Here is a 21635-nt window from a genome sequence, read left to right as displayed (position 1 = left end):
ATCACACTTAAACGACTTAAGAGTTTCGTGCCAGGATGCGAACCGATGGACGGACCCAGAAGCAGATCGAGGGAAGGTCACCTCACGCACCTCCGCCGGCTCCGCGCCGCCAAGGACGTGATGGACCGCGACTGGGCCGACGAGACCCTGGACCTGGACGCGGTGGCGGCCCACGCCGGCTACTCGCGCTCGCACTTCGTCCGCGTCTTCAAGACGGCCTACGGACGGACCCCCGGCCAGTACCTCTCCCAGCGCCGCATCGAACGCGCCGCGGAGATGCTGCGCACCTGCGACCTGAGCATCACCGAGATCTGCCACCTGGTCGGCTTCGCCGGCCTCGGCACGTTCACGACACGCTTCAAGCAGCACATGGGCCAGACCCCCGGCGAGTACCGCCGATCGAAGATCGCCCGCGGCGCCGCACTCATCCCCGGCTGCTACGCCCTCCTGTGGGCAGGCGGCTTCCACCCGACCAGAGACAGCGCGACCAGGAACAGCGGGGACGAGGACAGCAATTCCGAAGAAGCCGACTGACACCCCCGCTGCCTACGGTGGACGAGCCAGGACAGACTCAGCCCCGCGGGAGCCACCATGATCAAAGGCGTCGGCATCACCACCATCTGGACGCTCGACCAGGAGCGTACGAAGACGTTCTTCACCGAGAAGCTCGGCATGGAGCTCCGCACCGACATGTCCATGGGCGACTCCCGCTGGATCACCGTCGGCGCCAAGGACCAGCCGGAGTTCGAACTCGCGCTGATGCGCCCCGACGGCCACGGCGTCGACCCCGAGTCCGCCCGCGCCCTCACGGAACTGGTCACCAAGGGCGTCCTCGGCGGCGGCGCGCTGCGCACGGACGACTGCCGCGGCGACTACGAGACGTTCAAGGCACGCGGCGTCGAGTTCCTCCAGGAACCGAAGGAACGCCCGTACGGCATCGAGGCCGTCTTCCGCGACGACAACGGCAACTGGTACTCGCTGACCGAGCGCAACGAGGAGCTCGACCTCACCAAGGAGTGGGCGTGAGCACGCAGCCGTCCCCGGCGCCCGCACCGGACAACACGGCGGAGCGCTGCGCCCTGTGGCGGGCGATGCACGTCCAGGTCGACGAGGCGCCGCACGTGCTGGAGGACGAGGTGGGCCTGAAGCTGGTGAACCCGCCCGCCGACTGGCGCGAGCGCCCCGACATGGAGCCGGCCGCGACCCGCGGCTTCCGGGCGGCGATGGTCTCGCGGGCCCGCTTCGTCGAGGACCTCGTGGAGCGGGAGTCGGAGCGCGGCGTCGACCAGTACGTCATCCTCGGCGCGGGCCTCGACACACTGGCCCAGCGCCGCCCGGAACTCGCCGCCCGCCTCGACATCTACGAGGTCGACCAGCCGGGCCCGCAGTCCTGGAAGCGCGCCCGCCTCGAAGCCCTCGACTACGGGGTCCCGCCGCGCCTGCACCTCGTCCCCGTCGACTTCGAGGCGCGGGAGTCCTGGTGGGACGGGCTCACGGCGGCCGGTTTCGATCCGCGCCGCCCGGCGCTCGTCGTCTCGACGGGGGTCGCCATGTACCTCACCCGCGAGGCCACGGCCGCCACCCTGGAGCAGAGCGCGAAGCTCGCCCCGGGCTCGACCCTGGCGCTCTCCTTCATCCTCCCGGCCGACCTCCTCGACGAGGCGGACCGGTCGGGCATGGAGACCAGCAAGCAGGGCGCGAGCGCCTCCGGCACGCCCTTCCTCAGCTTCTACGCCCCCGAGGACATGCTCACCCTGGCCCGCGAGGCAGGCTTCGCGACCACCCGCCACATCCCGGGCGCGGACCTGGCGACCCGCTACTTCGCGTCCCGCAAGGACGCCCTGCGCCCGTCGAGCGGCGAGGACTTCCTGGTGGCCACCACCTGATCCGCAGACAGCCCGCAGACAGTCCGCAGGCAGTCCGCAGGGACTGTGACGTCGAACGACACCCAAGTTGTCATTCGACGTCACAGTCACCCCTCACAGCGCCTTCAGCGCCGCCGCCGTCGCCACCGACAGCTTCTTCAGATGCCCCTTCGGCAGCTTCGGCGTGCGCACCACCAGCGTGCGCCAGTACAGCGGGCCCGAGATGAGGTCGAGCGCGAGCTCCTCGTCGAGGCCGGAGCTCAGCTCTCCGCGCTCCACCGCCGCTCGCACGATGCCGCTCGCCACCCCGTGCTGCCCCTCGCGCAGCGCCTTCTGCAAAGCCTCGGCGATCTCCTCGTTGCGGGCCGCCTCCGCCTGGAGGTCCGGGATGATCTGGCCGGCCACCGGATGGCGCAGCGCGCGTGACGTGACCTCGTAGAGGAGGCGAAGGTCGGCCTCCAGGGAACCCGTGTCCGGGGCGGGCAGGCCCTGCACGGCGATCGCCGAGACCAGGTCGAGGACCAGGTGGAGCTTGGACTTCCAGCGGCGGTAGACCGCCGTCTTGCCGACGCCCGCGCGGCGCGCGATGCCCTCGATGGACATGCGCGCGTAGCCGACCGAGGCCAGCTCCTCGAAGACGGCCGCGCGGATGGCTTCCGTCACGTCCTCGCGCAGGACGGCCGCGCCGGCGGGGGCCCTGCGGCGCGTCGGCTTGGGGGAGTCGGCGTTGGTCGTCATATGGCAAAGCATAGGCGCGCGACGACGAAACGGTTGCGTTCCGACGTCGATCCGTCCTACGCTCACGTCACGACGATACGGACCCGTCCCGACGTAAACGGCGGGTGAACACCGGCCGTCGCCCCACCCCTCGACCGAAAGCAGCGGATGTGAGCCAGGTCCTGGACACGCCTCCCCCGCAGGAGGCACCGCGGTCCGCCCCCGAGGATCCGGCGGCCCTCGCCGCCCGGTACGGGCTGAGCGTGAGCGGCGCGCGGCCCTCGCTGTCCGTGTACGTACGCCAGCTGTGGCAGCGCAGGCACTTCATCTCGTCCTTCTCCACCGCCAAGCTCACCGCCCAGTACAGCCGGGCGAAGCTGGGGCAGGTCTGGCAGGTGCTGACGCCGTTGCTGAACGCGGCGGTGTACTACTTCATCTTCGGCAAGCTCATGGGCACCAGCAGGGGCGTGCCGGACTACATCCCGTTCCTGGTCACGGGCGTGTTCGTGTGGACGTTCACGCAGTCGTCGGTGATGGCGGGGACGCGGGCGATCTCCGGGAACCTCGGGCTCGTCCGGGCCCTGCACTTCCCGCGGGCCTCGCTCCCCGTCTCGTTCTGCCTGCAACAGCTCCAGCAGCTGCTGTTCTCCATGTGCGCGCTCGTGGTCATCCTGCTGGCCACGGGCATCCCGCCGGCGCCGTCATGGCTGCTCGTGGTGCCCGCCCTCGCGCTTCAGTTCGTGTTCAACACCGGGCTCGCGCTGATCATGGCGCGGATGGGTTCGAAGACCCCCGACCTCGCGCAGCTGATGCCGTTCCTGCTGCGTACGTGGATGTACACGTCCGGCGTGATGTGGAGCCTGACCCGGCTGACGGAGGGGCAGGACGTCCCGTCGTACGTACGGACGCTGCTCCAGCTCAACCCGGCCGCCGCCTACATCGACCTGATGCGCTTCGCGCTCATCGACAGCTTCACCGCGGATCAACTGCCGCCGCACATCTGGGCGTTGGCGGCCGGCTGGGCGCTGCTCGCCGGAGTCGGCGGGTTCATCTACTTCTGGAAGGCCGAGGAGACGTACGGACGTGGCTGAGCACATCGACGACCAGGACGACCGGCGGATTCCCACCGTCATCGCCGACAGTGTCGACATCGTCTACCGGGTCAATGGAACGGGCGCGGGCCGTGGCGCCGCGACCGCCGCCCTCAGCCGTATCCTCGGCGGCCGGAAGAAGGCCGAGAAGCGGGCGGGGGTGCGGAAGGTGCACGCCGTGCGCAACGTCTCGTTCACTGCTTATCGTGGCGAGGCCATCGGGCTCATCGGGACCAACGGGTCAGGTAAATCAACCCTGTTGAAGGCCGTCGCCGGGCTGCTGCCCACCGAGAACGGGCATATCTACACCGACGGGCAGCCCTCGCTGCTCGGTGTGAACGCGGCCCTCATGAACGACCTCACCGGCGAGCGCAACGTGCGGCTCGGCGGGCTCGCGATGGGCATGTCGCGCGAGCAGGTGCGGGAGCGCTACGACGAGATCGTCGACTTCTCCGGGATCAATGAGAAGGGCGACTTCGTGACGCTGCCGATGCGGACGTACTCGTCCGGGATGGCCGCCCGGCTGCGGTTCTCCATCGCCGTCGCCAAGGAGCATGACGTGCTGCTCATCGATGAGGCGCTGGCCACCGGTGACCGGGCCTTCCAGAAGCGGTCCGAGCAGCGCATCAAGGAGCTGCGCAAGCGCGCGGGCACCGTCTTCCTCGTCAGCCACAGCAACAAGTCCATCCGCGACACCTGCGACCGGGTGCTGTGGCTGGAGCGCGGCGAGCTGCGGATGGACGGGCCGACCGAGGACGTCCTCAAGGAGTACGAGGCGTTCACCAACGCCACCACCGGGGCCGCCAAGCCCAAGCCGAAGCCCAAGGCGAAGGCTCCCGTCGCCGCCTGACCGCGCCCGACCGTCAAAACGGGGGCGCCCCGAGCCGGAAGTCCGGCTCGGGGCGCCCCCGTTCGCGTATCCGCTACGAGTGCGTACGCAGCAGCGTGCGCATCGTGCGCATGGCGACCGAGAGGTTCGCCAGGTCGAACGAGTCCGAGCCCTGGATCTCCTCCAGGGTCGAGCGCGCCCGGCCCAGGATCGCCGCGTTCTTCTCCTCCCACGCCTTGAACCGCTGCTCCGGCGTCGAGGTCCCGTTGCCCGCCGCCAGTACGTCGGCGGTGAGCGCGGCGTGCGCCGCGTACAGGTCCTCACGGATCGACGCGCGGGCCATGGACTGCCAGCGGTCGGAGCGCGGCAGCTCGATGATCCGGTCCATGAGCTGGGTGATGGAGAGCCGGTCACCGAGGTCGTAGTAGACCTCGGCGACGGACAGCGCGTCCTTGCCCGTGCGGTCGGCGATCTGCACGATGTCGAGCGTCGGGAACGCGGACGAGAATCCGGCGACCCGCTCCGCGAGCTCCTCCGGCACGCCCGCGCCGGTCAGCTCGTCGACGATGCCCTGGTACCACTCGGCGTCGGCGCCGCGCAGCATCTTCGGCATGGCGGCCCAGACCTCGGTGACGCCCTCCTTGAAGAAGCCGATCGTCTCCGCCAGCTGGAGCGGCTGCGGACGGTTGTTGAGCAGCCAGCGGGTGCCGCGCTCGACAAGCCGCCGCGAGTGCAGCCGGATCCGGGTCTGGACGTCGGCGGCGACGACATTGTCGAGCGCCTCGACCGCGTCCCACACCTCACTGAGGCCGAAGATCTCGCGCGCGGCGAGCTGCGCCCGCACGATCTCCTCCAGGGACGCGCCCGTCTCCTCGCGGAGGCGGTGCAGGAACGTCGAACCGCCCGTGTTCACCGTGTCGTTGACGAGGACCGTCGTGATGATCTCGCGGCGCAGCGCGTGCCCGTCGATCGCCTCGCCGTACTTCTCGCGCAGCGGCTTCGGGAAGTAGGTGTGCAGCAGGTGGCGCAGGTAGTCGTCGTCCGGGAGCGAGGTCTGGATCAGCTCGTCGGCGGCCGTGATCTTCGTGTACGCGAAGAGGACGGCGAGCTCCGGCTGGCTCAGGCCCCGCCCGGAGTTGAGGAGTTCACGGATCTGCCGGTCGTTGGGCAGGAACTCCAGACCACGGTCCAGGTGGCCCTGCTTGCCGAGGCGGCGCATGAACCGCTGGTGGGCGTGGAGCAGGGACGGCGCCTGGGCGCAGGAGTTGGCCAGCGCGGTGTTCTGCGCGTAGTTGTTGCGCAGCACCAAGTGGCCGACCTCGTCCGTCATGGCGGCGAGCAGCTTGTTGCGCTGCTTGACCGTCATGTCGCCGTCGGACACCAGACCGTTGAGCAGGATCTTGATGTTCACCTCGACGTCCGAGGTGTTGACGCCGGCGCTGTTGTCGATGGCGTCGGTGTTCACCCGGCCGCCGTTGCGGGCGAACTCGATGCGGCCCAGCTGGGTCGCGCCGAGGTTGCCGCCCTCGCCGATGACCCGGGCGCGCACGTCCTTGCCGTCGACGCGGATCGGGTCGTTGGCCTTGTCGCCGACGTCCGCGTTGGACTCGACCGACGACTTGACGTACGTACCGATGCCGCCGTTCCACAGCAGGTCGACCGGCGCCTGGAGGATGGCCTTCATCAGCTCGGCCGGGGTCATCTTCGCCTGGCCGGACTCGATGCCGAGGGCCTCGCGGATGTGCGCGTTGAGCTGGATGGACTTGGCGGAGCGCGGGAAGATGCCGCCGCCCGCCGAGATCAGCTCCTTGTTGTAGTCCGCCCACGAGGAGCGCGGCAGCTCGAACATCCGGCGGCGCTCGGCGTAGCCGGTGGCCGCGTCCGGCTTCGGGTCGATGAAGATGTGCCGGTGGTCGAAGGCGGCGACCAGGCGGATGTGCTCGGAGAGCAGCATGCCGTTGCCGAACACGTCACCGGACATGTCGCCGACGCCGACGACCGTGAAGTCCTCGGACTGGCTGTCGACGCCCAGCTCCCGGAAGTGCCGCTTGACGGACTCCCAGGCGCCGCGGGCGGTGATGCCCATGCCCTTGTGGTCGTAGCCGGCCGAGCCGCCCGAGGCGAAGGCGTCACCGAGCCAGAAGTTGTAGGACTCGGCGACCTCGTTGGCGATGTCCGAGAAGGACGCCGTGCCCTTGTCGGCCGCGACCACGAGGTACGTGTCGTCCTCGTCGTGCCGCACGACGTCGGCGGGCGGCACGACCTCGCCGCCGACCAGGTTGTCGGTGATGTCGAGCAGCGCCGAGATGAACGTCTTGTAGCTCGCGATGCCCTCGGCCATCCAGGCGTCGCGGTCCACCGACGGGTCGGGCAGCTGCTTGGCGACGAAGCCGCCCTTCGCGCCGACCGGCACGATGACGGTGTTCTTCACCATCTGCGCCTTCACCAGGCCGAGGATCTCCGTACGGAAGTCCTCACGCCGGTCCGACCAGCGCAGGCCACCGCGCGCGACCTTGCCGAAGCGCAGGTGCACGCCCTCGACACGCGGCGAGTACACCCAGATCTCGTACGCGGGCCGGGGCTCGGGCAGGTCGGGGATGGCCTGCGGGTCGAGCTTCATGGAGACGTACGCGTGCGGCTTGCCGCCCTGCGCCTCCTGGAAGAAGTTCGTGCGCAGCGTCGCCTTGATGACGGTGAGGAAGGACCGCAGGATCCGGTCCTCGTCGAGGGACGCGACCTGGTCGAGGGCGCCGTCGACCTCTTCGAGGAGGCCGTCGATCAGCTCGGTCCCGGCGCGCTGCCGGTCCGGCGACATCCGCGCCTCGAACAGCGACACCAGCAGGCGCGTGGTGTGCACGTTCGTCCGGAGGGTGTCCTCCATGTAGTCCTGCGAGAACGTGGAGCCCGCCTGGCGCAGGTACTTGGCGTACGCGCGAAGGACCATCGCCTGACGCCAGTTCAGACCGGCGCCCAGGACGAGGGAGTTGAAGCCGTCGTTCTCGGCGAGGCCGGTCCAGGTGGCGGCGAAGGCCTCCTGGAAGCGCTCGCGGCCGTCGGCCCCGAGGTCGTCCCCGTTGCCGTTCGCCGGCTTCGGCATGCGCAGGCCGAAGTCGTAGATCCACGCGGTCTTGCGGTCGCTGCAGCGCAGCTCGTACGGGCGCTCGTCGGTGACCTCGACGCCCAGGCGCTGGAGCACCGGCAGGACGGCGGAGAGCGAGACGGGCGCGCCGATCCGGTAGATCTTGAAGCGGCGCTCGCCGGGGGCCGCGCCCACCGGCTCGTACAGGGAGAGCTCGAAGTCCTTGTTCTCCTGCGTGAGCTGCTCGAGGTGGACCAGGTCGGCCACGGCGGCGCGCGGCGAGTGGTCGGCCTTGAAGCCCTCGGGGAACGCCTGGCCGTAGCGGCGCAGCAGTTCGGCGGCGCGCTCCTCGCCGCACTCGGCGTTCAGCGCCTCCCCGAAGCCGTCGGCCCAGGAGCGGGCGGCCTCGACGAGGCGGGCCTCGATGCGGTCCTTGTCGGCGTCGGAGAGCTCCGGCAGCTCGGTGCCCGGCGGGACGCGGACGACGAAGTGCAGCCGGGAGAGGATCGACTCGGTGTTCCAGGCGGTGAAGTCGACGCTGGTGCCGCCGAGCTCCTCCTTGAGGATGTCGATGATCCGCAGCCGGACGCCCGTGGTGTAGCGGTCGCGCGGCAGGTAGACGAGGGCCGAGTAGTAGCGCCCGTACTCGTCCTGACGCAGGTAGAGCCGCAGCCGGCGGCGCTCCTGGAGGTAGAGGACGGAGGTGACGATGGAGCGCAGCTCGTCGGCGGGCGTCTGGAAGAGCTCGTCGCGCGGGTACGTCTCCATGATCTGCATCAGGTCACGGCCGTCGTGGCTGTTGGGCGTGAAGCCCGCGCCCTTGAGGACCTCTTGGACCTTGCGGCGGATGACCGGGACGCGGCGCACGCTCTCGGTGTACGCGGCGGATGAGAAGAGGCCGAGGAAGCGACGCTCGCCGACGACGTTCCCGTCGGCGTCGAACTTCTTCACGCCGACGTAGTCGAGGTAGCTCGGCCGGTGCACGGTGGCGCGGCTGTTGGCCTTGGTGAGGACCAGCAGGCGGTGCTCGCGGGCCTTGGCCCGGGCGTCGGCCGGGAGCCGGTTGAAGGACGGCGACACCGGGTGGTGCTCGTCGCGCTCGTGGTGCGGGTCGGAGCGCAGGATGCCGAGTCCGGTGCCGGGCACGGCGGCCAGCGAGTCGTCCTCGGAGAGGTCGTACTCGCGGTACCCGAGGAACGTGAAGTGGTCGGCGGCCAGCCAGCGCAGCAGCTCGCGGGCCTCCTCGACCTCCTGGTCGGGCAGGTCACCCGCGGTCGGCTCGCTCGGCAGCTCCTCGGCGATGCGCAGCGCCGAGTCCCGCATCTTCTCCCAGTCCTCGACGCACTCCCGTACGTCGGACAGGACGCGCAGCAGGTCGGCGGTGATCTGCTTGAGGTCGGAACGGTCGGTCTCGCGGTCCATCTCGACGTGGATCCACGACTCGGTGAGCACGTCGTGGCCCTCGGCGGACGAGCCGGCCGGCAGCACCTCGAGGAGCTTGCCCGCGACATCGCGCCGGACCGTGATCTGCGGGTGGATGACGACGTGGATGCCGCGGCCCTGGCGGGACAGCTCGTTGGTGACGGAGTCCACCAGGAACGGCATGTCGTCGGTGACGACCTCGACGACCGAGTGGCTGCACGTCCAGCCGTTCTCCTCGACGGTCGGCGTGTGCACCTTCACGTTGGCCGTGCCCTGCGGGCGGTTCTCCGCGAGGCGGTGGTGCGAGTGTGCGGCCCCGAAGACATCGACCGGATCGCGGTCGCTCAGGTCCTCCGGTGCGGTGTGCAGGTAGTAGCGCTGGAGGAACGCGAGCACGTCGTCGGTGTCGGTGGTGTTCCCGGCGGCTTGCGTACCCTCGCCCGTCGCCCCAGTCGGTAGGTTCCCCCCTACCGGGCTGTTCTCAGCTACCCGGGCGGCCCTGGTGAGCAGCTCGGCTTTGGCTTCGTCCAGCTTGGTCTGCATTGTCCTCTGGCTCCTGTCGCGCGCCGTTGCGAGACGTAGACGTGGCGTAGATGAATCGCTCGGCACAACGTCCCGACGCGGGGTGTCCGGTCTGAGACGACGTTATGCCTGGATGAGAGATGGGTGGACGACAATGCGCCGTTTTCAACGAAGAGGCCATCCGCCCGAAATGATCTGCGTCTGAGCGCCGGGCACGACCGCTGTGGCAGGTCGTGATCTCCCGGCGCGGGCAGGGGGCGACGATGCCCCCGCGAGATATCGCGCTGATCACGGGACCAGGCTATCGCTCCCCGAGGGGGCATCGTCATGAGCCGCTTGTGTACAAATCAGGGGGGCGAACTTTGACACTCTGCACAGAACCCCTGAAGCCCTTGCGTAGTACGGGCTCTTGCGGACCGAGCGGTGCGGCGACACGTTGGGCGGACGACACGGCGGATCCCGGCGAGGGGAGCGTGTGACCAATGGCACCCAAAATCCTGATCGTCACCGGCGACGCGGCGGAGTCGCTGGAAGTCCTCTACCCCTACCAGCGGCTGCGCGAGGAGGGCTACGAGGTCGACATCGCGGCACCGACCCGCAAGAAGCTGCGGTTCGTCGTCCACGACTTCGAGCCCGGTTTCGACACGTACACGGAGAAGCCCGGCTACACCTGGCCGGCCGACCTGGCCTTCTCCGAAGTCGATCCGGGCCAGTACGCCGCACTGGTGATTCCGGGCGGCCGGGCGCCGGAGTACCTGCGCGCCGACGCCGAGCTCCGCAAGATCATCAAGTCCTTCTTCGACACCGACAGGCCCGTCGCGCAGATCTGCCACGGCCCGCTCCTGACGGCGGCGGTGGACGGACTGCGGGGCCGGCGCGTCACGGCGTACCCGGCGCTCGAGACGGACATGCAGGCGGCGGGCGCCACCTTCCGGGACGCGGAGGTGGTCGTCGACGGCACGCTGGTCTCGTCCCGCTCCTGGTCGGACAACGCGCAGTGGATGCGGGAGTTCCTGACGGTGCTGCGGGCGAAGGCGCCGGCCGGCGGGTAGGTAAGTGCGGTGGCTGCCCCGCCGACGAGGGCAGCCACCGAAACGCGCCGTACTCCGGACGCAGCGACGGGGGGCCGATGCCACGACAGCCGTGGGGAGTTGACCATTGCCGTCCGGCGCCCCGCCGCGCCGTTCCTCCAGAGCACGCGACACCTGTACAGCGTGCCGCGCCCGGAACTCCCGGTCATCGGTATCGCCGGGGAGCCGTATACGCATCTACGCACCCACCCCCGGAATCCGTATACCTATGCCATCCCCCAGACCAAGCCCCTGCACATCCGGCCACCAGGCGGGGGACCGGGCAAATCAAGCCCCGCCGGCACACCAAGCCCCGCCGGCGATTGAGGCGCGGGGCCCGGGGCAGAGCCCCAATCTTTCAGCCCCGCCGGCACACCAAGCCCCGCCGGCGATTGAGGCGCGGGGCCCGGGGCGGAGCCCCGATCTTTCAAGCCCCGCCGGCGATTGAGGCGCGGGGCCCGGGGCGGAGCCCCGCAACCGAAACCCCGGCGCGGCTACACCCGATCCGACTGCCCGCCCGGATCCCCAACCCCCTGACCGACGGAGGAAATCGCGGGGATCTCCGTCCTCGACCCCACCCCCAACTTCGCCAAGATGTGCTCCACATGCGCATCCGCCGTCCGCTTGGAGATCACCAGCCGCTCCGCGATCTCCCGGTTGGACATCCCCTCCGCCACCAGCGCCGCGACCTCCCGCTCCCGCCGGGTGAGCGCATCCACCCCGCCCCCACGCGCCGCCGGCACGTGCGCCACCGAGGGCGCGTCGGCCCCGGCCCGTACGGCATCGAGCACCTGCCGCCCCGAAAGCCTCGCCCCCACGCCCCACCACCGCCCGAACTCCTCCTCGCCCAGAGCCCGCAGCACGGCGCCCCGCACGGTCTCCTGCTCCTCGAAGAGGGACGGCAGCATCCCGACCGGGTCCCCGCCCCCGAGCCGCCGCGCGTTCTCCGCGTACCCGAGCAGCCACGCCGCCCGCACCTGCCGCTTGTCGTACGCGGCGGCCCAGGCGAGTCCGAGGCAGCACAGCGCGGCGATCAGCACCTCGTCGATCTCCGCGGCGGCCTCAAGGCCCCGGCACAGCGAGGCGACGGCCTCCGCCCGCTCCCCGGCGAACCAGAGGATGAGCCCCTGCACCATCAGCGTGGACCCGTACAGCTGCCGTTCCCCCGTGCCCTCCAGGTGGGCGAGCCCCGTGCGGCACAGCGCGAGCGCGCCGTCCGTGTCGCCGAGCACGCCGAGCAGCAGCGCCGCTTCGTAGTGGATGACGCCGATGCCGAGGCCGTCCTCGCGCGCCAGGATCCGCTGCCGCGCGTCCTCCATGACGTCGAGCCCGTCCGGCTCTCCGCACAGCGCGCCGAGACCGCCCAGGTACGCGTCGCAGAACAGCTCCACCCGGTCGTTGCCCGAGCGGCGCGCGATGTCGACGGCCCGGTGGAAGAGTTCGAGCGCGCCCGGCAGATCCCCCTGCCACACCGAGAACAGGGCGGTCATGAACCGCCCCCACGCCTGCTCCTGCCCCACCTCGTCGAGGAGCGCGAGCCCCTTCTCGATCCAGTACCGCCCCTCGGAGAGCTGGCCGACCGCCCGCCAGTACGGGCCGAGCTGCGCGGCGAACCACACGCCGGCGGCCACCGAATCGGGGCTCTGGTAGGCGTATTCGAGCGCGGCCCGCACATCGGCCCGCGCCGCGCGCAGCACCCGGTAGTGGCCGACCTGCTCGGTCGTCAGGAAACCGTCCCAGTAACGCTGCCCGAGCTCCCGGTGGTACGCGGAGTGCCGCTGCCGCACGGCCGCCGACTGCCCCGCCTCCTCCAGCCACTCGGCGCCGTACTCGCGGATGGTGTCGAGCATCCGGTACCGCCCGCCGTTCTCCCCGATCCGCTGCACGACGGACTTGTCGACGAGACCGATCAGCTGCTCAAGCACATCGGGGCCCGCCAGCTCGCCGCCCGCGCCCACGAATTCGGCGGCGGCCAGCTCGAAGGAGCCCGCGAAGACGGAGAGCCGCGCCCACAGCAGCCGCTCCTGCGGCGTGCACAGCTCGTGCGACCAGCCAATGGCCGTACGCAGCGTCTGGTGCCGGGTCAGCGCGGTGCGCCGGCCGCCCGTGAGCACCTCGAAGCGCTGGCCGAGCCGCTGCACCAGGTGTTCGAGGGGCACCGCCCGCAGCCGCACCGCCGCCAGCTCGATGGCGAGCGGGATCCCGTCGAGCCGTCGGGCGAGCGCCGCGAGCTGCTCCCGGTTCGTCTCGTCCACGGCGAACCCCGGCACCACGGCGGACGCCCGCTGCACGAACAGTTCCAGGGCGTCGTCGGGGGCGAGCGGCGCGATGGCGCAGCAGCGCTCCCCCGGCACGTCGAGCGGCTGCCGGCTGGTGGCGAGCACGCTGACGCCTGCCGCCTCCCGCAGCAGCACGTCGGTGAGCATGGCGCAGGCGTCGACGAGGTGCTCGCACGTGTCGAGCACGATGAGCAGCCGCCGCCCCTGAAGGTGCGCGACGACGGCGTCGAGCGGCTCCATGCCAGCCTGTTCCGGCAGTTCGAGCACGGCGGCGAGGGTCGCGGGGATCAGCTCGGGGTCGCGCAGCGCGCTCAGCTCGACGAGCCACACCCCGTCCGGGAACCGTCCGGCGAGCCCGGCCGCGGCCCGCATCGCCGTACGGCTCTTGCCGACGCCGCCCGGTCCCACCAGGGTGACGAGGCGGGCGCGCTCGAACCCGGCCCGCACCTCGGCCAGTTCGGCCGTCCTGCCGACGAACGTGGTTACTTCTACGGGAAGTTGACCGCCCCGCCGCTGCCCGAACCCGAACCCCATGGCTGTCGCCCCCGTCGTATCGCCACGCCCGTGACCCCAGCACAGCGTACGCAGCCGAAAGCGGAGGGTGAACTGAGTCGATGCAAAAGGTTCCGGATACGGGTCGGTTCACCGCTCGGGTTGACGACCGGGGGTGCGGTGCGGGTACGGGTGCGGCTCAGGGCGGCGGGGGTGCGGCTCAGGCCGCCGCGGCCAGCCGCTCGGCCTCGCGCACCGCCTCCGCCAGGGTGTCGACGACGGGGGCGCCCACCCCTTCGAGGCTGGCCCTGCTGTGCGAGCCGCCGGTGTAGAGGACGGCCTGCGCGCCCGCGGCGATCGCCGCCACCGCGTCGTCCGCGGCGTCGCCGATGACCACGGTCCGCTCCGGGGCCACGCCGTCGAGCACCTTCAGATGCCGCACCATGTACTCGGTCTTGCTGCCACCGGAGGGACCCGTCCGCCCGTCGACGCGCACGAACCGCTCGGCGATGCCGAACTGTGTTACCAGCGGCACGAGTTGCTCGTGTCCGGCCATGCTGAGGATGGACTGGCTGCGCCCGGCCTCCTGCCAGCCGGCCAGCAGCAGCTCGACGCCCTCGGTGAGCCGGCAGTCCACCGCGTACCGCTCGTAGTGCTGGTGGAACGCGCCGTCCATCGCCCTCCACTCGGCGTCGGTGGGCAGCCGGCCCATCAGCCGCTCGTAGAACTTGGGGATGGGGATGCAGTACAGCTCGCGGTACTTCTCCAGCGTGATCGGTTCGAGCCCGACCGCCGCGAAGGCCGCGTTGCTGGCGCGTATGACGGCCTCGTTGTCATGGAACAGCGTGCCGTTCCAGTCCCAGACGATGTGTGTGCCCGTGTGCATCCCGAAGTGCCTCCCCATGACAAGAATCTACCCACCCCCGAGGCGAATCCTTCAGCGGTCGTCCTAGGCCCTGTCGTCAAACTCCCGTCTGCCCGGCGGCCCTTCGGGCGACGACGGGAGTTTGACGACAGGACCTAGCCCACGAGGCCCGGGATCTCCTGCGTGGCGAACCACAGCAGGTCGTGGTCCTCGGCGCCGTCCACGACGAACTGCGCGTCGTCCTCACCCCGGTCGGCCGCGGCGAGCGCCTCCGCGGCGGCCGCCACATCGGCGTCGGCGTCGCCCGAGTCGACGTGCACGGCGGCGACCTTCGCCAGCGGCACGGTCTCGCGCACCGTCACCGCACCGAGCGCGCCCTGCTCGCCCCCGCGGTCCGGGTCGGCGACGGCGGCCTGATCCGGCACGTCCACGGCGACGACGACCCGGCGGCGCGCGGCGGCGGGGTCGGCGGCGACGAGCCTCAGCGAGGCGAGCGCGGCGCGATTGAGCGCCGCGTACTCCAGCTCCTCGATGTCCTCGGACAGGTACCACTCGCGCAGCGCGGGCGTCACGGCGAACGCGGTGACGGGCGCGGGCCCGATCTCGCCGGCCTTGTACGCCTCTGCGAGTCGAGGCAGGGACAGAGGTACGTACACGCGCATGGTCCGGCTGCTTTCTGCTCTGCGTCGGGGGCTTCAGGATACGTGGGGGCGTCCCCCTTCGGGCCGCCGCCCGCGTCCGCCCGGGCGTCAACGCCCGTCCGCGGCCGACCCCCGTACGCTCCCGGGAGCCCGGCCCCCGCGCCGCCCCGGTCACCCTGATAGGCGAACCCGCCGCCGCGCCCCGGCGCCGCCCGCCGGCGCTTGCCGCCGCGTCCCCGGCCTCGTACAAGATCCCCACGAGGTGTTACCGGTCGGTATGGGGAGGCGTCATGCAGAAGGTCATGAACAGGCGGGGGCCACGCGGAAACACCCGGCCGCCCACCCGCCGCGACAGCCGTCGCCCCGGCGCGGGGCCGCGGCGCGTCCCACCACGGATTCCGCCGCACCCCACCGAGCTGTTCACCCAGCGCCTGCTCCTGGTGCTCAGCGGCGACAGGCCCCTGCACTGGTTCGCCCGGCACGCCGCGCACCAGGCCTTCGACGACCTGCTGTGGCTGGTGGAACGCCGCACCCTGCTGCCCGGCGCCGGGCCCCGCCCGACCGTGCACGGCATCGGCCACTTCGAACCCGCCCCCGGCAGCTACGAGGTCTTCGCCCGCATCGCGGTCGGCCCCCGGCTGCACGCCCTGGCCTTCCGGCTCGCCCTGGGCGAGGACCAGCGGTGGCGCTGCACGGCGGTGGAACTGGGCGGCCGACCGCCACGGGACGACGTCGAGTGACACGAGAGGGGCCGGGCACACCGTGCCCGGCCCCTCTCGAACCGACGTCACTTCTTGCGACGGCGGCCCTTCTGCTGCTTGCGCCGCTCCGCGCGGGTCAGCCCGTCCGCCGAGGAGCGCGTGGGCCCGCCGCCCTCGGTCACGAAGTCGCCCTCGTCGACACCGCCCTCGGCGTTCGGCGCCTGGAAGTGCAGCCGGTCGGGACGCTGCGGGGTGTCCAGGCCCTTGGCCCGGATCTCCGGACGGCCCCCGGCCTGCGCCGGCACCGCGTCCTGCTTCTCCAGGTTCGCGGCGGGCGCCGTGTCCGCCACCGGGACCTCCTCGACCTGCTGCTCGACCTGGACCTCCAGGTTGAACAGGTAGCCGACGGACTCCTCCTTGATGCCCTCCATCATGGCGGTGAACATGTCGAAGCCCTCGCGCTGGTACTCGACCAGCGGGTCCTTCTGCGCCATGGCGCGCAGGCCGATGCCCTCCTGGAGGTAGTCCATCTCGTAGAGGTGCTCGCGCCACTTGCGGTCGAGCACGCTCAGCACGACCCGGCGCTCCAGCTCACGCATGATCTCGGACCCGAGCTGCTCCTCGCGCGCCTCGTACTGCGCGTGGATGTCGTCCTTGACGGCCTCGCCGATGAACTCGGCGGTGAGACCGGCCCGGTCCCCCACCTCGTCCTCGAGCTCCTCCACGGTGACCTTGATCGGGTAGAGCTGCTTGAAGGCGCCCCACAGCCGGTCGAGGTCCCACTCCTCGGCGAAGCCCTCGGCGGTCTCAGCGCCGATGTAGGCGTCGATCGTGTCGTCCATGAAGTGCTGCACCTGCTCGTGCAGGTCCTCGCCCTCCAGGACGCGGCGGCGCTCTCCGTAGATGACCTCGCGCTGCCGGTTGAGCACCTCGTCGTACTTCAGGACGTTCTTACGCGTCTCGAAGTTCTGCTGCTCGACCTGCGACTGGGCGGAGGCGATGGCACGGGTCACCATCTTGTTCTCGATCGGGACGTCGTCCGGCACGTTGGCCATCGACATCACGCGCTCGACCATCTGCGCCTTGAAGAGCCGCATCAGGTCGTCACCGAGCGACAGGTAGAAGCGGGACTCACCGGGGTCGCCCTGACGGCCGGAACGACCGCGCAGCTGGTTGTCGATACGCCGCGACTCGTGCCGCTCCGTACCGAGGACGTAGAGCCCGCCGAGCTCCTTGACCTCCTCGAACTCGGCCTTGACCGCCTGCTCGGCCTTCTCCAGGGCGGCGGGCAGCGCGGCGGCCCACTCCTCGACGTGCTCGACGGGGTCGAGGCCCATCTGGCGCAGCTCGGCCTCGGCCAGGTCGTCCGGGTTGCCGCCGAGCTTGATGTCGGTACCACGGCCGGCCATGTTCGTGGCGACGGTGACGGCGCCCTTGCGGCCGGCCTGGGCGACGATCGTCGCCTCGCGGTCGTGCTGCTTCGCGTTCAGCACTTCGTGCTGAACCCCGCGCTTGGAGAGCTGCTGCGACAGGTACTCGGACTTCTCGACGGAGGTCGTACCGACGAGGATCGGCTGCCCCTTGCCGTGCTTCTCTGCGATGTCGTCCACCACCGCGTCGAACTTGGCGACCTCGGTGCGGTAGATCAGGTCGGCCTGGTCCGCACGGACCATCGGCTTGTTGGTCGGGATCGGGACGACGCCGAGCTTGTAGATCTGGTGGAACTCGGCGGCCTCGGTCATCGCCGTACCGGTCATGCCGGAGAGCTTGTCGTAGAGACGGAAGAAGTTCTGCAGGGTGATGGTCGCCAAGGTCTGGTTCTCGTCCTTGATGTCCACCCCCTCCTTCGCCTCGATCGCCTGGTGCATGCCCTCGTTGTAGCGGCGGCCGGCGAGGATACGGCCGGTGTGCTCGTCGACGATCATGACTTCGCCGTCGATGACGACGTAGTCCTTGTCCTTCTTGAAGAGTTCCTTGGCCTTGATGGCGTTGTTCAGGTAACCCACGAGCGGCGTGTTGACCGACTCGTAGAGGTTGTCGATCCCGAGCCAGTCCTCGACCTTGGCGACACCCGGCTCGTGGATGGCCACGGTGCGCTTCTTCTCGTCGACCTCGTAGTCGCCGGTCTCCTCGATGCCCTTCAGCGTGTTGCCCGCCTCGCCCTTCTTGAGGCGGGTGACGAGCTTGGCGAAGTCGCCGTACCACTTCGTGGCCTGGTCGGCGGGGCCGGAGATGATCAGCGGCGTACGGGCCTCGTCGACGAGGATGGAGTCGACCTCGTCGACCACCGCGAAGTTGTGGCCGCGCTGGACGAGCTCGTCCTGGGACCACGCCATGTTGTCGCGGAGGTAGTCGAAGCCGAACTCGTTGTTCGTGCCGTACGTGATGTCGCAGTTGTACATCTCGCGGCGCTGCGCCGGGTTCATGTTCGCGAGGATGCAGCCGACGGACAGGCCGAGGAACTTGTGGACGCGGCCCATCATCTCGGAGTCGCGCTCGGCCAGGTAGTCGTTCACCGTGATCAGGTGGACGCCCTTGCCGGACAGCGCGTTCAGATACGTCGGCAGCGTGCCGACCAGGGTCTTGCCCTCACCGGTCTTCATCTCCGCCACGTAACCGAGGTGGAGCGCGGCGCCACCCATCAGCTGCACGTCGTAGGGGCGCTGGCCCAGCACGCGGCGGGCGGCCTCACGGACGGTGGCGAACGCCTCGGGCAGCAGGTCGTCGAGGGTCTCGCCGTCCTCCAACCGCTGCTTGTACTCGTCCGTGAGTGCGCGCAGCTCGGCGTCGGAGAGACTCTCGAAGTCCTCTTCGATGGAGTTGACCTGGTCCGCGATGCGGTGCAGCTTGCGCAGGATCTTGCCTTCGCCTGCACGCATGATCTTCTGGAGGACGGACACGGGGGTTGGTCTCCTTGCCGGTCGGGCCTGGCACGGTCGGTTTTCTCTGAAACTTCTAAGTATTACTGGGGACTACCAAGGACTACTAGAGCAACGGCCATCGTATGCGAGGACCCCACCGTGCCGGGAGGTCTGCCATGAGGTCCAACGCGCGGGCCGCCGCGAAGGTGCCGGTACTGACCATGAAAAGTCTTGGCGCCCCTGTCGCGTGCCGAGCAGAATCGGGCGATGGACCCCGTGACGCTGACCACCGACCGCCTGCAGCTGCGCACCTTCGTGCCCGCCGACATCGACGAGGTGTACGCCGCGGCCCAGGATCCCGACATCCAGCGCTGGACCACGATTCCCTCGCCGTACGCGCGCGTGGACGCCGAATACTTCGTCAACCGTGTCGTCGCGGACGGCTGGCGCGGTGACACGGAGTACACCTTCGCGATACGGACGGAGGACCCCGGCCCGGTGGTCGGCGCGGTCTCCCTCCACCACCCGCGCGCGGGTGGCTGGGAAGTCGGCTTCTGGACGGCCAAGCGGTTCCGCGGCCACGGCTACATGACCGAGGCCGTCCTGGGCGTCGCCCGCTGGGCCTTCACCGACCTCTCCTGTCCGCGCCTGGAGTGGCGCGCGGAGGTCGGCAACGTGGGCTCCCTCACGGTCGCGGAACGCGCGGGCTTCACCCTGGAGGCCACCCTCCGCGCCGCCATGCCCAACAAGGGCACCCTCCGCGACTGCTGGCTCGCCTCCCTCCTCCCCACCGACCTGGGCCTCCCGACCCCTCTCCCGTACCTCCCAGCCCCGAACTGACCGGTCACCTACGCCGAGGCCACCCCGCCTTGGGCAATCTGCCGCCTTGGGCGGCAGGGTGGGCAAGGCGGCACCCCGGTGCCGGGCAGGCGTACGGTCGGCGCCCACCCCGCCGCCGCCCGCACCCCGCCACCGGCACCCAGCACCCGTTGTCAGACCCGGCCTCTATCGTTCCGGCCATGACGACCCCGCCGCGTCCCACCGCCACCTTGTCCGCCGACGAGGCCCGCCGCATCGCCCTCCGCGCCCAGGGCTTCCTCGGCGCCCCCGACCGCAAAGCCGGTGTACGTGGCGTACTCCGCCACCTCGGCGCGGTCCAGCTCGACACGATCTCCGTACTCGCCCGCTCGCACGAACTGATCCCCTACGCCCGCCTCGGCGCGGTCCCCCGGACCAAGGTCGAGTCGGCGTACTGGACACCGGGCGCGGGCCCGTCCCCCACCCCCCACGCCTTCGAATACTGGTCGCACGCCGCCTGCGTGCTCCCCATCGAGGAATGGCCGCACTTCGCCTTCCGCCGCCGCGCCTACCGCTCCCGCCCCCACTGGCACCACCACCTCCCCGACGGCGCTTACGACCAGGTGATCAAGCAACTCCGCGCGGAAGGCCCCCTCACCGCCACGGAACTCGGCGGCGCGAAGAACAAGGGCGAGTGGTGGGACTGGTCCGAGTCGAAGATCGCCGTCGAGCGCGCGCTGATGTACGGCGAGGTGGTCTGCGTGGAGCGCCGCGGCTGGAAGCGGATCTACGACCTGGCCGAGCGCGCGATCCCGTCCCCCCTCCTGCACGACGACCTCGACGACACGGAGTGCGTCCGCCGCCTGATCCGCCAGGCCGGCGAGGCCCTCGGCGTCGGCACGCGCGCGGACATCGCGGACTACCACCGCCTGAAGAGCGACCAGTTCGACGCGGTGATCGAGGACACCGGCCTCGTCCCGGTCACGGTGGAGGGCTGGGGCGGCAAGCCCGCCTGGGCGGACCCCGCGGCCCTGGAATCAGCGCCCCGCGGCCGCCACCGCACGACGCTCCTGTCCCCCTTCGACTCCCTGATCTGGGAGCGGGCCCGTACGGAGCGGATCTTCGGCTTCACGCACCGCCTGGAGGCATACGTCCCCAAGCCGAAGCGGATCCACGGCTACTTCGCGATGCCGGTCCTGTCCGGCGGCCGCCTGGTGGGCCGCGTGGACCCCGCGCGAGCGGGCAGCACCCTGGTCGCCAAGCAGGTCTCCCTGGACGGCCCGAAGGCCGTACCGGCGGTGGCGGCGGCACTCCACGAAGCGGCGAGCTGGGTCGGCTGCGACAGCGTAAGAGTCGAGCACATGGAGTCGGCGCCCCTGAAGAAGGCCCTGATCGAAGCCCTGCGCTAGCAGCCTCACCTCAGGAGACCCGATCCAGGGGACCCGCCCTACCGGATCTCCAGGATCTTCTCCCGCATCGCGTACACCACGGCCTCCATCCTGGAGTGCAGCTGCAGCTTCTCCAGGATGTTGCGCACATGGTTCTTCACGGTGTTCTCGGAGATGAACAACTCCTTGGCGATGTCCCGGTTGTTCATGCCCGTCGCCACCAGCTTGAGCACCTCGAGCTCCCGGTCGGTCAGCCGGGGCGCGGGCACGAGCCGGCGCTCGTCCGTGCGCTGGATCATCGACTTGAACTCGGTGAGCAGCTTCGACGCCATGGACGGGCTGATCTGCGACTGCCCGTCGGCCACGGCACGAATGGCCGTGGCCACCTCGTCGGTCGAGATCTCCTTCAGCAGATATCCCGTCGCGCCCGCCTTGATCGCGTCGTAGAGATCCGCTTCCTCATCACTGATCGTCAACATGATGATCTTGGCGCTGGGCGCCACCTCCTTGACGGAGGTGCACGCCTCGATGCCGCCTCTCTTGGGCATCCGTACGTCCATGAGGACGATGTCCGGCAGCAGATCGGCCGCCTTGTCCACCGCCTCCGCCCCGTCGCCCGCCTCGCCGACGACCTGGATGTCCTCCTCGGCCTTGAGGACGATCTCAAGGCCGCGCCGGAACAGGGCATGGTCGTCCACCACAAGCACCCGGATGGGTTCCTCGCGCGAGGATCCGGCACCCGGCCCCATGCCGACGCCGTCCTCGCCGGCACCGGCGTCCTCGCCCCGAACCGTTCCGAAGCTGTCCGCCATCGTTCCTCCCCCTGAAGGCCGCGGCCTGTCTTCCTGTGCCGCGCCAACCCGAGGCACCAGCACGCCGGTTGACCCGGCGCCGCCATGATTTCATGCTCCGGCGTCGGCGCGGTGGCCGTGCGGTGCACCAGGGGGTCGCACGAGGGTGCCCCTGGAGGCGCACACGCACCTCAGGGGCACCCGATGAGTGGGTGTCAGTTGTG

At 70.3% G+C, this 21635-nt stretch carries 16 protein-coding genes; 9 read left to right on the top strand and 7 right to left on the bottom strand.

Annotated elements, in window-relative coordinates; genetic code table 11:
- Positions 1-45 precede the first annotated feature (45 nt).
- From ACOKM3_RS25235 to ACOKM3_RS25225, 3 genes are read left to right on the top strand one after another with little or no spacing between them, the layout of a single operon-like run.
- On the top strand, positions 46-534 hold the full coding sequence (locus ACOKM3_RS25235) for a helix-turn-helix transcriptional regulator (protein ID WP_426903311.1): 489 nt from the start codon (positions 46-48) through the stop codon (positions 532-534).
- A gap of 57 nt (positions 535-591) precedes the next feature.
- Positions 592-1026 carry a VOC family protein gene (locus tag ACOKM3_RS25230; RefSeq protein ID WP_266710901.1) on the top strand — a complete coding sequence of 145 codons (435 nt, stop codon included), beginning with the start codon at positions 592-594 and terminating at the stop codon, positions 1024-1026.
- A complete protein-coding gene (locus tag ACOKM3_RS25225; RefSeq protein WP_426903310.1) occupies positions 1023-1886 on the top strand; it encodes a class I SAM-dependent methyltransferase in 864 nt (287 codons plus the stop codon). Before ACOKM3_RS25230 ends, ACOKM3_RS25225 begins: the two co-directional genes overlap by 4 nt.
- A gap of 93 nt (positions 1887-1979) precedes the next feature.
- Here the strand turns inward: ACOKM3_RS25225 and ACOKM3_RS25220 are convergent, their stop codons facing one another.
- Complete coding sequence (locus tag ACOKM3_RS25220) at positions 1980-2603, bottom strand: TetR/AcrR family transcriptional regulator (RefSeq protein WP_426903309.1); 624 nt, start codon at positions 2601-2603, stop codon at positions 1980-1982.
- 149 nt (positions 2604-2752) lie between these two features.
- On the opposite strand from ACOKM3_RS25220, the gene ACOKM3_RS25215 reads away from it, so the two are divergent.
- Positions 2753-3673, top strand: coding sequence for an ABC transporter permease (locus tag ACOKM3_RS25215; RefSeq protein ID WP_426903308.1), 921 nt, complete (start codon positions 2753-2755; stop codon positions 3671-3673).
- Positions 3666-4523, top strand: a complete 858-nt coding sequence (locus ACOKM3_RS25210; protein WP_426903307.1) for an ABC transporter ATP-binding protein — start codon at positions 3666-3668, stop codon at positions 4521-4523. The genes ACOKM3_RS25215 and ACOKM3_RS25210 overlap by 8 nt, the downstream gene beginning before the upstream one ends.
- A 73-nt stretch (positions 4524-4596) precedes the next feature.
- Here the strand turns inward: ACOKM3_RS25210 and ACOKM3_RS25205 are convergent, their stop codons facing one another.
- Positions 4597-9546 carry an NAD-glutamate dehydrogenase gene (locus ACOKM3_RS25205; protein WP_426903306.1) on the bottom strand — a complete coding sequence of 1650 codons (4950 nt, stop codon included), beginning with the start codon at positions 9544-9546 and terminating at the stop codon, positions 4597-4599.
- A 461-nt stretch (positions 9547-10007) separates the two neighbouring features.
- On the opposite strand from ACOKM3_RS25205, the gene ACOKM3_RS25200 reads away from it, so the two are divergent.
- Entirely contained in the window at positions 10008-10577 is a 570-nt protein-coding gene (locus tag ACOKM3_RS25200; protein ID WP_426903305.1) for a DJ-1/PfpI family protein, read from the top strand.
- 512 nt (positions 10578-11089) lie between these two features.
- On the opposite strand, the gene ACOKM3_RS25195 is transcribed toward ACOKM3_RS25200, so the two are convergent.
- The 3 genes from ACOKM3_RS25195 to ACOKM3_RS25185 form a co-directional block, all read right to left on the bottom strand.
- A complete protein-coding gene (locus ACOKM3_RS25195) occupies positions 11090-13408 on the bottom strand; it encodes an ATP-binding protein (RefSeq protein ID WP_426903304.1) in 2319 nt (772 codons plus the stop codon).
- 178 nt (positions 13409-13586) lie between these two features.
- Positions 13587-14270 carry an HAD family hydrolase gene (locus ACOKM3_RS25190; RefSeq protein ID WP_426903303.1) on the bottom strand — a complete coding sequence of 228 codons (684 nt, stop codon included), beginning with the start codon at positions 14268-14270 and terminating at the stop codon, positions 13587-13589.
- Between the two features lie 116 nt (positions 14271-14386).
- A complete protein-coding gene (locus ACOKM3_RS25185; protein ID WP_426903302.1) occupies positions 14387-14893 on the bottom strand; it encodes a DUF6912 family protein in 507 nt (168 codons plus the stop codon).
- Positions 14894-15162: 269 nt separating this feature from the next.
- On the opposite strand from ACOKM3_RS25185, the gene ACOKM3_RS25180 reads away from it, so the two are divergent.
- Positions 15163-15612, top strand: coding sequence for an Rv3235 family protein (locus ACOKM3_RS25180; RefSeq protein ID WP_426903301.1), 450 nt, complete (start codon positions 15163-15165; stop codon positions 15610-15612).
- Positions 15613-15659: 47 nt separating this feature from the next.
- Here the strand turns inward: ACOKM3_RS25180 and secA are convergent, their stop codons facing one another.
- Positions 15660-18473 carry a preprotein translocase subunit SecA gene (secA, locus tag ACOKM3_RS25175; protein WP_426903300.1) on the bottom strand — a complete coding sequence of 938 codons (2814 nt, stop codon included), beginning with the start codon at positions 18471-18473 and terminating at the stop codon, positions 15660-15662.
- A 228-nt stretch (positions 18474-18701) separates the two neighbouring features.
- On the opposite strand from secA, the gene ACOKM3_RS25170 reads away from it, so the two are divergent.
- Both ACOKM3_RS25170 and ACOKM3_RS25165 read left to right on the top strand, forming a co-directional pair.
- Positions 18702-19274, top strand: coding sequence for a GNAT family N-acetyltransferase (locus ACOKM3_RS25170; RefSeq protein WP_426903299.1), 573 nt, complete (start codon positions 18702-18704; stop codon positions 19272-19274).
- 179 nt (positions 19275-19453) lie between these two features.
- A complete protein-coding gene (locus ACOKM3_RS25165) occupies positions 19454-20641 on the top strand; it encodes a winged helix-turn-helix domain-containing protein (RefSeq protein WP_426903298.1) in 1188 nt (395 codons plus the stop codon).
- Between the two features lie 38 nt (positions 20642-20679).
- Here the strand turns inward: ACOKM3_RS25165 and ACOKM3_RS25160 are convergent, their stop codons facing one another.
- Positions 20680-21432, bottom strand: a complete 753-nt coding sequence (locus ACOKM3_RS25160) for a response regulator (protein WP_426903297.1) — start codon at positions 21430-21432, stop codon at positions 20680-20682.
- Positions 21433-21635 lie beyond the last annotated feature (203 nt).

The organism is Streptomyces nidicola (genome assembly GCF_050106155.1).
GTDB lineage: Bacteria > Actinomycetota > Actinomycetes > Streptomycetales > Streptomycetaceae > Streptomyces.
This window is presented reverse-complemented; position numbering and strand designations above follow the sequence as displayed.